We start from the raw sequence: 12,076 nt of genomic DNA, 5'->3' as shown, positions 1-12,076 counted from the left end.
GCTTTTAATTTTTTCTGGTGAATTTACCTTGAAAATACATGGTTTATTTTTTTAATAAAAAAGTAAGAGGAATGTCTAATCTTTTTTGCCAAGACAACTCAGAATGATCGCTCCCTTCAAAAAATAAGTTTTTAAAATTTGCTTCGGTATATCCATTATTTAGAAAAATAGAATCCACTTTAGGTGCATATTCTGGATAAAACTGATCTAAAGTTTTATTACCATAATCAAAATACATTTTATGCGTTTTTGCATCTGGTAAATGCGCTTCTAAGTACTTAAAAATAGCTTTAGGCAAAGGGTTGTTTTCCTTTGGTGTTGCCCCCACCCAATGGGTAGATAAACAAGCGGCACCTGCAAATACATTTGGATATTCTGCTACGGCATACATAGACATTAAACCGCCCATAGAAGAACCTGCCACAAACGTATTTTCTTTGTCTTTATAAACCGAATATGTTTTATCTATGTAAGGTTTTAATTCATCAACCAGAAATTTCAGATATTCATCTCCAGATAAATCTACACTCAAATTATTCTTCTTAGCCTCTTCAAGCATTTTATCCTTATTTTCTTTCGATAAAAAATTCATAGCTTTTTCTGGAAATAAATCTAACCAGCGAATGGCAGGTATGTTATGAATACCTACTACAATAAAATCTTTAGTAATTCCTTGTTTCATTAGTTTTGAAGCAACCTCATCAATTTTCCATTCTTGCTTATTCCAAGTAGTGGTTTCATCAAATAACATTTGACCATCATGCATGTATAGAACGGCATAGGTTTTATTTTCAGTGTAATTTTCTGGCAACCAAACATCCACAGGTCTTGATGTAATATTTTTAGAAGGAAAAGCAGCTACTCTTATTAATTTACCTGATGATAAGACTGCCTTTTTTAATACTTTAGAAGTGATTTTTAAAGTGTCCTTCTCTTTTTTATCCGAATTCTTTTTTTCTGACTTACAAGCAACTACTAAAAGAATTAATAACAAAATTATATATTTTTTCATGATTCATATTTTAAATACAGTAAGAAAAAAAGCATAATAAATAAACTTAAACAATACTTAGTTTCTAAAAATTAGTTATTTTTTGTAGTTAAAATAATACTACCTTTTTCCGTTAAATGAATTTCATCATTCCAAATAAAATCTTCTCCGGTTATAATATTTTTAAGCTTTTTACCTGATAAACCAACTTCTTCATATCGTTTTAAATCGAGTGTTATTGGTTGTTCATTTTTATTGATAATATGCACTACAGTTTCATCATCTTTTATTCTAAACAAGAAATAAGTTCCCATAAAAGGGGCAAAATGTAGGGTTTTACCATCATGGATTGCGGCACTATGTTTCCTATAATTTAATATCTTAGTTACAAATGACTGCATGTCTTTTTGATACTCATTTAAACCTTCTCCGGTAAATGCATTGATAGTATCATCTTTCCAGCCACCAGGGAAATCAGATCTAATTAAACCATGATCTCCAGGGTTTGCAGTATCATTCATTAAAATTTCTGTACCGTAATACACTTGTGGAATTCTTGGCAAAACCAACATATAACTCAACGCTGTTTTAACTTTTCTAATATCTTGCCACAACTCTGTAAACACTCTTGTTTTATCATGATTGTCTACAAAAATTAAAATATCTTTTGGTGTTGTATAATGAAAATCATTAGCCAAACCTTCATACAATTTTATCAATCCTTTGTCCCACTCTTCTTCTTCGTTAAGACCTTCTACAATGGCCTTTTGCATCGGAAAATCCATTGGAGATTTTAAATTAGATTTGTAACCATCTTTATTATTTGCGCCTTTTTGCCAATAACCTACAATTAACGGATTGTAACTCCACTCCTCACCAACAATAGAAAAATTAGGATACTCATTCATTATAGTTCCTGCCCAATTACTCATAAATTCTTTATCAGGGTATGGATATGTATCTTGTCTAATACCCCCCAACCCTAAGGTTTCTATCCACCAAATACTGTTCTGAATAATGTATTTTGCTAAAAATGGATTCCGCTGATTTAAATCTGGCATTTTAGGAGAAAACCATCCTTCATTATTTCCTTTTCTGTCTGCTTCTGATGCATACAAATCTTGATTAGTTGTTCTTCTATGATTAGACCCAATAGAGGTTTCAATATTCCAATTATCTTTATTCTCTTCATAGTTTTTCTGATGATTTAACCAATCATCAAACGGAAGATCTTTTACCCACCAATGTCCTATTCCACAATGATTTGCAACTTGATCCATGATTAATTTCATGTCTCTTTTACGCAATTCATCTGCTAATTTTTTATACAAAGATAAGTTTCCAAAACGCGAATCTACTTTATAATAATCTGTAATTGCATAACCATGATACGAGCTTTCTGCCATATCATTTAAAAGTAAAGGAGTTGGCCAAACAGCAGTAAAACCTAAATCTGAAATATAATCTACATGGTTAATAATTCCTTGTAAATCGCCTCCATGACGTTTATAATTATCAGAACGGTCTATAGCTGTTTCTTTTAACTCTAAATTAATATTATTAGATTCATCTCCATTTGCAAAACGATCTGGCGTAATTAAATAAATGGCATCAGAGCTATTAAAACCAACATACGTATCGGACTGTTTTTCTCTAGATTTTAACTCGTAGGTATGCGTTTTTTTTGTTCCATCATTAAAAGTGAAATCAATATTAAACACACCAGCTATTGTAGAAGCATCAATTCTTACATCTATAAAAAGGTAATTGTTACTTTTTGCTCTGCTTACTTTTTCAATTGTAACTCCATTGTAAGAAATACTAGGATTTGAAGCACCAATATTCTCCTCTTTTACTAATAATTGAAGTGAATTATCTTTAAAGCCAATAAACCAATTCGGGGGCTCTACTCTTTCAATTTCATTTATTACTGCTGTAACTTCCTTAGAAAATTCCATTTTTTTTTGTTCTCCATTTTGACATGAAAACAAAAATACAACAACAAAAATTAAGATTAAGTTTTTCATTTTTTATTAATGGAATTAATTATACCTACAGTTCCCAATTACACCTAAAGGCTTTTAAAACCTTGAAGGATACTTTAGAAACTAATCCCTTTTTAAGAATACTAATGTTAGCAAGATAAATGGGCTAAAGCCATCAGAACATTAAAAATTTTAATACCTATTGATAAATCCACGTGTAATTAAAAACCTCATTAATGAGATCTTTAATAGACACAGGCTTTAGCCAAATTGCTTTAATTTAAAATGCTAAATATTAGTTTAAACAAATTTTTCTAATACAAATGCTTTAGCAACCTCAAAGATTAAAAACACCCTTGAGGTTTGTATTTTTATTTATTGGGAGAAACCGTTACTTGCTTTCCATCCACCAAAATTTCAATTGCTTGTTTACCTTCTAAAGTAAATTCTGTTCCTTTTTGAGAAACATTTACGGTAATAACTTGATGTCTAAAATTTACTTTAAATGAGTAAGTTTTCCATCCTTTAGGAATTTTTGGTGAAAAAGAAAGTGTATTATTATGCACTCTCATTCCTCCGAAACCTTCTACAATACTCATCCAAGTTCCTGCCATAGATGTAATATGCAAGCCTTCTTCTACCTCGTGATTGTAATCATCTAAATCTAAACGTGATGTACGTAAATAGAAGGTATACGCTTGTTCCATTCTGTTTAACTTTGCAGCTTGAATACTGTGTACACAAGGAGAAAGAGAACTTTCGTGCACTGTAAATGGTTCATAAAAATCGAAATGACGCTCTAATTCTTCCGTAGAAAAATCGTCTTCAAACATATAAAACCCTTGTAAAGTATCGGCTTGTTTTATGTACGGAGAACGTAAAATTCTGTCCCAACTCCATTTTTGGTTAATCGGTCTTTGACTTTTATCTAAATCTGCCACCGTAATTAATTCTTTGTCTAAGAAACCATCTTGTTGTAAATAAATGTTATGTTTTTCTGAATATGGAAAATACATTTCATCTGCAACATGTTTCCATTTTGCCAATTCTTCATCAGAGAAATTTACTTTTTCTTTAATTCTGATGTAATCAGAAATATGGTCTGTTTTTACAATCTCTATATTTTCTAAGGCATAATTAATACACCATTTGGCAATGTAATTGGTATAAAAATTATTGTTGATGTTGTTCTCATATTCATTTGGCCCCGTAACTCCCAAAATCATGAATTTATTTTTATGGGAAGAAAAAGTTGCTCTTTGTTGCCAAAAACGAGCAATACCAATTAATACTTCCAATCCTTTTTCTGGAATGTAAGAATAATCATCCGTAAAGCGGTAATAGTTAAAAATGGCAAAAGCGATGGCTCCATTTCTATGAATTTCTTCAAAAGTAATTTCCCATTCGTTATGGCATTCTTCACCATTCATGGTTACCATTGGGTACAATGCTGCTCCGTTTGTAAAACCCAATTTTGCCGCATTTTCTATTGCTTTGTCTAAATGTTTATATCTGTATTCTAACAACGTTCTTGCTACAGATTGATCTTTAGTTGCCATGTAAAAAGGAATACAATACGCTTCTGTATCCCAATACGTACTTCCTCCATATTTTTCGCCTGTAAATCCTTTTGGACCAATATTTAACGTAGCATCGGTACCTAAATAGGTTTGATTTAATTGAAAAATATTAAAACGGATACCTTGTTGTGCTTTTACATCGCCCTCTATGGTAATGTCAGACATGTTCCATATTTGTGCCCAAGATTGCTTTTGCATCTCTAATAAAGCATCAAAACCAATACTTACTGCTTTGTCTAAAGCTGTTTTTGCAGCTGCAACTAATTGGTCTTTATCATGATCTCTATCTACCACATAACCACCAAATTTATGAATAGTATATGTTTGGTTCTGTTTTACTTCTTGTTCATAAGCGCAAGAAATAGTATTTTCTGTTTGCTCATTCTTACTCTCTGCAGCAACCTCTACATTATTTACAAACAAACGAGATTCCATAAAAGTACACGTATAAAAGTGCGTTTTCATGGTTCTAGACTTAATATAAGATTGTTTGTTGTTTTTAGAAACTTCTAAAACATCCCAAAATTGGTCGTCCCAATTGGTATCTTCATTAGTAATACCAGCATCTATATAAGGAATATAAGTAATTTTAGCATCCGAATTTAAAGGGGTTACATTGTAATTGATTGCCCCAATTTCATCTAATTCTAAACTTAAAAAACGTTTGGTATCTACTTTAATTTTGATTCCGTTTTGTAAAATAGCTTCAAAACTTCTAGACAACCAACCTTCTTGCATGTTAAGTTCTCTTTTAAATTCTGATACTTCTTTACACGTATGTAAATCTAATTTTTCATCATTGATTAATACGTTAATACCAATCCAATTTGGTGCATTTAACACTTTTGCAAAATACTCTGGATATCCATTTTTCCACCATCCAACACGTGTTTTATCTGGATAATAAACTCCTGCAATATAACTTCCTTGAAAAGTTTCTCCGCTATATTCTTCTTCAAAATTTGCTCTTTGTCCCATAGCACCATTACCAATGCTAAAAAGACTTTCTGATGATTTTACTTTATCTGAATTAAACCCCTCTTCTATGATGGACCATTCGTTTGGTATGATGTAATCTTGATTCATTTTTTTCTTTTTTTCCTGTAAAGTCTCAAGGACCTTGTAGGTATATTATCTTAAATTTTAATAAAACAACTAAAGGTTTAATTTACTTATAACTTAACTTAGACCTACAAGGTTCTAAAAACCTTGCAGGATTTCATAAATTTATTTATCAATCAACTCTTGTATAAAACCAGTACTGATTTCTGTAAAATCATTGAAATTAAATTGCGCTTCAGAAAGTATCTGTTGGTCTCCAATACCGATACTTATCATTTTTGCAGCATTTGCTGCTTCTATACCTGCCACAGCATCTTCAAAAACCACACAATCGGTTGCATTTACACCTAATTGTTTTGCGGCTAAAAGAAAAACTTCTGGATCTGGTTTTGCTTTCGTTACATTATTTCCGTCTACAATGGTATCAAAATAATGTAATAAACCAACTTTTTCTAAAATAGGTTGTGCATTTTTACTTGCAGACCCTAAAGCTATTGGCACATTTTTCTCCTTTAAAAAGGCTAAAACTTTAGGTACATCAGGTAATATTTCTGATGCATCCATATTTTCTATATACTCTAAATAGTCTACATTTTTTTCTACCATCCAGGTATCAAACTCTTCTTGTGTAGCTTTTCTGTTGCCTATTTCTAATAAAATTTCTAAACAACGTTTTCTACTAACGCCTTTAAATAATTCGTTTTGTTCTTTGGTAAACTCGAATCCTAAGTGATTCGCTAATTTTTTCCATGCTAAATAATGATATTTGGCAGTGTCAACGATAACACCATCCAAATCAAAAATAAATCCTTTTTTCATTTTAATTTGTTTGAACCACATCATCTACATCTTTTACTTTGTAGACTAAAACTGCAGCAATTAAGAAACTTAACCCACTTATCATTAAAGCAAATATAGCTTCATTATTATAAGCGTATTTTACTAACGGACCACCAATTAAAGCATTGATGATTTGCGGAATTACAATAAAGAAATTAAAAATCCCCATGTAAACCCCCATTTTTTTAGGTGATATTGAGCCTGCTAAAATAGCATACGGCATTGCTAAAATACTTGCCCATGCAATACCAATACCAATCATAGATATTATTAACCAATTTTCATTTGGCATAATATAGATTGATAAAAGCCCTAAACCTCCAATAATTAAAGATATTGAATGTGTTCTTTTTCTACCAATTTTCTTTGCAATATAAGGCAATGCAAAAGCATAAAAGGCAGATACTAAATTGTAAATTCCAAAAAGAATTCCTACCCAATCTCCGGCATCTTGATATGAACTACTACTGCTATCTGTATACGGTAACCCATATATATGTTGTGCAATTGCAGGAGTTGCAAAAACCCACATTCCAAAAAGACCGAACCAAGAAAAAAACTGCACCCAACTTAATTGACGCATTGTTGTTGGCATTTTTTTGAAATCTTCAAAAATATCCATCAAACTAGAACTTTCTTCTTCTGTAGACTCTTTAGAATCTGCATCAAAACTTGCTAATTCTTCTGGAGAGTATTCTTTTGTAGTGGTTATTGTAACTAAAATAGAAATTATTAAAATAGCGGCTCCAATAACAAATGACCAAATTAAATTATCTGGTACAACGCCTAAAGACGTTCTATTAGAAACACCAAACCAATGATGCAATGCGTAAGGTAACCAAGAACCAACTACAGCGCCAAAACCAATTAAAGCAGTTTGTACACTAAAACCTAAAGTTCTTTGATCTGTTCTTAAATTATCACCTACTAAAGCTCTAAATGGCTCCATGGCAATATTAAAAGAAGCATCCATAATCATTAGCATTCCTGCACCTACCCAAAGAGCTGGTAGAAAAGCAATAAACATATCTGCTTGTGGCATTAAAACTAACCCTATAGAAGCTAATATGGCTCCCACTAAAAAGTAAGGTTTTCTTCTACCAAACCTACTCCATGTTTTGTCGCTATAATGTCCTATAATAGGTTGTACTATTAAACCCATTAAAGGAGCTATAATCCAAAACCAAGAAAGTTCATGAACATCGGCACCAAAAATTTGTAGAATTCTACTTGCGTTGGCATTTTGAAGGGCGAACCCCATTTGTATTCCTAAAAACCCAAAACTCATGTTCCAGATTTGCCAGAAGCTTAATTTACGCTTTTCCATTTATCTATGCTATTAGTGGATATTACAATAAGCGTTTACACTTATCAATTAATAAATTTTGTGGAATGTAATTTATTGATAAATCGTAATTATGACACAAAGATAGATTTTTTATTGAAAAATAGGTAAAACCAACGAAACTATCTACGACGACGGTTTCGTAGATTCTCGTAGTTTTAAATCGCTAGAAATTACGATTTTTTTAGGTTTTAAAGTTTCAGATTCTTTTTCAATTCTTTCAATTAAAAGCTCAACGGCTTGCTTACCCATTGTAAAACCATGTTGTGCCATTGTTGTGATAGATGGTGATGAATATTCTGAAATTAACCCATCTGTAAACCCAATAACAGAAAGGTCTTCTGGTACTTTTAATCCTTTTTCTTTAGCTATCCTCATAGCGGTTGCTGCATAAATTTCATTTACAGCAAATACACCATCTATATTCTGTTCAAAGATTTTTTTTATTTGATTAGAGATGTCTCCATCTTCATCAACTTCTAAAATTAAATTAGAATCTGTTTTAATATAGTTTTCTATTAAAGCTTTCTCATAACCCTGCCTCCTTAAAGTACCTACATTAACATGTTTTGGTGTTGTTATTAATGCTATTTTTTTTAGCCCGGTTTCTAACAAATGTTTAGTTGCTTTATAGCCTGCCCCAACATCATCTACAACTACTTTATCACATAAAATCTCATCTACAACTCTATCACACAATACTAAAGGAATGTCTTCTGAAACTAAAGCTGTAAAATGATTAAAGTCTTTATTTTCTAAAGTTTCTCTAGCTATAGACACAATTAAACCATCTACACTTCCGTTAGATAAAACCTTTAACGTTTCTACCTCTTTTTTATAAGATTCATTAGAGAAACAAACCATAATATGATAGCCTTTTTCGTTGGCACCTTCTTCTATTCCCATAATCACCGTAGAGAAAAAATGATGCACTATTTTAGGTAAAATAACACCTATTACTTTGGTCTTTTGATTACGAAGCTGAAGTGCCAAACTATTGGGTTTGTAATTATAAAAGTCTGCAAAGGCTTGTATTTTTTCTTTGGTTTCTTTACTAATTTCGTGACTATCCTTTAAAGCCTTTGAAACGGTTGATGTTGAAACCCCTAATTCTTTAGCGATTGTTTTTATGGTAATTTTTTTCTTCATTTATTGCGAAATGACAAAATTTAATTCGATTATCTGTTAATTTATTAATAAAAATACTCAAAAAGTTGTTAACACGAAAACGTTTTCGTGATTTTTATCATACTGAAAATGATAGACAAGATGCTATCTTTACAAAGTGGAATGTAAACTTATTGTTATCAACAAATCAAATTTACAGTTATAATTTAACAAAATATACATGAAAAAATTTAAATTATTGTTAATTGGAATTCTTTTAACATCATCATTTACAATGTTTGCTCAACAAACAGTAAAAGGTGTGGTAAAAGAAAAAACATCTGGAGAACCATTACCGGGTGTTAGTGTAGTGGTTAAAGGTACTACAAAAGGAATACAAACCGATTTTGACGGAAACTTTATAATTAATAAAGTAAGTGCTGGAAATGTACTTGTGTTTAGATATTTAGGATTTGCAGACAAAGAAGTTACACTTGAGAATAACTTTAACCTTATTGTTGAGTTAACAGAATCTGCAGAGCAATTAGAAGAAATAGTACTAGTTGGGTACGGTACAACTACCGTTAAAGATGCAACTGGTTCTGTAGAGTCTATTACAGCTAAAGATTTTACAAAAGGAAACATTGTAACACCAGAAAATTTATTAAGCGGTAGAGTTTCTGGGGTAAGCGTTACTACAAGTGGTGCGCCGGGTTCTGGATCTCAAATTACTATTCGTGGAGGATCTTCTATTGGTGCTTCTAACAGCCCTTTAATTATTATAGATGGTTTGCCTATAGAAAACAGTGATGCTAGTATTTCTGGTTCTCGTGGTTTATTAGCAAACATTAATCCAAATGACATTGAATCATTTTCTGTTTTAAAAGATGCATCTGCAACTGCTATTTATGGTTCTAGAGCTTCTAATGGTGTTATTATTATTACTACTAAAAAAGGTAGAAAAGATTTTACATTAGATTTTGATATGCAATATACTTTTGGTGAAGTATTAGATAGAGTAAATGTTTTTTCTGCAAATGATTATAGAAGTTTAATTACTGCAAAAAGACCAGGCGATGTGAGTGCTTTAGGCAATGCAAATACAGATTGGCAAGATGAAGTACTACGTTCTACAACGTCTTCTTTATACAACCTTACTGCAAAAGGACAAATATTTGGTGCAATACCAACAAGACTTTCTATAGGTTTTGCTAACCAAGAAGGAGCCTTATTAACGTCTCAATTTGATAGAAAAACAATTTCTCTTTCTATGAATCCTTCTTTATTTAAAGATCATTTAAAAATTAACTTAAACTATAACAGAGTTTTTGAAGATAGTCGTTTTGGTGATTCAGGACAAATTGGTGCTGCTTTACGTTATGATCCTACACAACCTGTTTACGATGCTTCTTCTAGATTTGGTGGGTTTTATCAACATTTTTCTAATGGAGAAATTGCAAACGGAACCACCAACCCTATTGCCTCTTTATTACAAAGAAATAATACAGGGTACGCTTTTAGACAATACGGTAACTTAAATTTCGATTACAAGTTTCACTTTATACCAGATTTAAGAGCGGTTGTAAATGTTGGTTTCGATAAGATTACATCAGAAAACAGCGACATTACATCAAAATTAGCTCCTGCTCAATCTAACGCATTATTTTTTGGTAATGATGCTTTTAACACGCAAGAAAGAGGTAATAAATTATTTGATACGTATTTAAACTATTCAAAAAGTTTTAATAAATTAAATGTAGATCTTACTGGTGGGTATTCTTATCAGAGATTCGAAAACTTTGGTACCAATTCTGGAAACAGAAATAATCCAGAAAATATTTCTACCACATTTGCAGATCCTGATGTTGTTAACTTAGGATTCTTTAGTAGACTTAAATTTAAATACAACGAAAAATATTTACTTACTTTAAACTTTAGAAGAGATGGTACTTCTCGTTTTAGTTCAGACAATCAATGGGGTAACTTTGGTGGTGCCGCATTAGCTTATAATATAAGTGATGAAGATTTCTTAAAAGATTCTAAAGTATTATCTAGCTTAAAATTAAGAGCAAGTGTTGGTTTAACAGGGCAACAAAACATACCTGGTGTTAATGATTTGTATTTAGATAGATACCGTTTTGGTAATGAAACTTCAAGATATTTATTTGGTAACTCTTCTATAAAATCTACCATTCCTTCGGTTGTAAATCCTGATTTAAAATGGGAAGAAACAACAACTATTGAATTTGGTGTAGACTATGGTTTGTTTGATAATAAGTTTAGTGGATCTTTAAGTGCTTTTCAAAAAACATCTGATGATTTATTATTTGATGCTGCTTTAGCAGATGGTACTAACTTTGGTAATAGTACAATCCAAAATATTGGTCAATTACAAATAAAAGGTTTAGAGTTTACTTTAAACGGAGACATCCTTAAAAGTGAAGACTATAACTGGAACTTTACCTTTAACGCAACCTATTTAGATAGAAAAATTACAGAACTTGCAAACGACCAAGACGTTAGAACTGGTGGTACTGAAGGTGGTACAGGTAATACAATTCAATTATTAAGAGAGGGATATACACCTAATTCTTTTTATGTATACAAACAATTATATAACACAGCAGGAAAACCAATTGAAGGAGCCTATGCAGATTTAAATGGAGATGGTGTTATAAATGATGATGATAGATATTTAAAAGAAAACCCAAATGCAGATGTTACCTTAGGTTTTCAATCTAATTTTAATTACAAAAACTTCGATTTAGCTTTTAACTTAAGAGCTAGCCTTGGTAATTATGTTTACAACAACGTAAACTCTTCGAAAGCGCAATACGAATTATTACTAGATAATGCTGTTTTAGGAAACCTTCCTACCTCGGTATTAGAAACAGATTTCTTAAGAACTTCTGATGTTATAAATTCTGATATCTATATAGAAAATGCTTCTTATTTAAGAATGGACAATGTTACTTTAGGATACACTTTTAACAACCCAATAAAAAAATTCTCTTATAGCAGTATTCGTTTATGGGCTGGTGTACAAAATGTATTCACTTTAACAAACTACTCTGGCTTAGACCCAGAAGTATTTGACGGAATTGATAAATTAATTTATCCAAGATCTAGAAACTTCTTAATGGGAGCTAATATTAAATTCTAATAA

Annotated in this window: 7 protein-coding genes; 1 reads left to right on the top strand and 6 read right to left on the bottom strand. The window is 31.3% G+C overall.

Annotated features, from left to right (window positions below):
- Positions 1-43: 43 nt before the first annotated feature.
- The 6 genes from WG951_RS00360 to WG951_RS00335 form a co-directional block, all read right to left on the bottom strand.
- A complete protein-coding gene (locus WG951_RS00360; RefSeq protein WP_105048233.1) occupies positions 44-1,012 on the bottom strand; it encodes an alpha/beta hydrolase in 969 nt (322 codons plus the stop codon).
- Between the two features lie 71 nt (positions 1,013-1,083).
- Positions 1,084-3,018 carry a glycoside hydrolase family 13 protein gene (locus WG951_RS00355; protein WP_105048232.1) on the bottom strand — a complete coding sequence of 645 codons (1,935 nt, stop codon included), beginning with the start codon at positions 3,016-3,018 and terminating at the stop codon, positions 1,084-1,086.
- Positions 3,019-3,347: 329 nt separating this feature from the next.
- A complete protein-coding gene (locus WG951_RS00350; RefSeq protein ID WP_105048231.1) occupies positions 3,348-5,642 on the bottom strand; it encodes a glycoside hydrolase family 65 protein in 2,295 nt (764 codons plus the stop codon).
- A gap of 141 nt (positions 5,643-5,783) precedes the next feature.
- Complete coding sequence (pgmB, locus tag WG951_RS00345) at positions 5,784-6,437, bottom strand: beta-phosphoglucomutase (protein WP_105049351.1); 654 nt, start codon at positions 6,435-6,437, stop codon at positions 5,784-5,786.
- Position 6,438: 1 nt separating this feature from the next.
- The gene (locus WG951_RS00340) at positions 6,439-7,785 is read right to left on the bottom strand and encodes an MFS transporter (RefSeq protein WP_105048230.1); all 1,347 of its coding nucleotides are present in this window, start codon (positions 7,783-7,785) and stop codon (positions 6,439-6,441) included.
- 144 nt (positions 7,786-7,929) lie between these two features.
- Positions 7,930-8,952, bottom strand: a complete 1,023-nt coding sequence (locus WG951_RS00335; RefSeq protein WP_105048229.1) for a LacI family DNA-binding transcriptional regulator — start codon at positions 8,950-8,952, stop codon at positions 7,930-7,932.
- A 199-nt stretch (positions 8,953-9,151) separates the two neighbouring features.
- On the opposite strand from WG951_RS00335, the gene WG951_RS00330 reads away from it, so the two are divergent.
- Positions 9,152-12,073: a SusC/RagA family TonB-linked outer membrane protein gene (locus tag WG951_RS00330; protein ID WP_105048228.1), complete on the top strand. Its 2,922-nt coding sequence runs from the start codon at positions 9,152-9,154 to the stop codon at positions 12,071-12,073.
- Positions 12,074-12,076: the final 3 nt, after the last annotated feature.

This window comes from Polaribacter butkevichii (assembly GCF_038024105.1).
GTDB classification, from domain to species: domain Bacteria; phylum Bacteroidota; class Bacteroidia; order Flavobacteriales; family Flavobacteriaceae; genus Polaribacter; species Polaribacter butkevichii.
The sequence above is the reverse complement of the archived record's forward strand: the minus strand, read 5'-3'. Positions and strand labels throughout refer to the sequence as shown.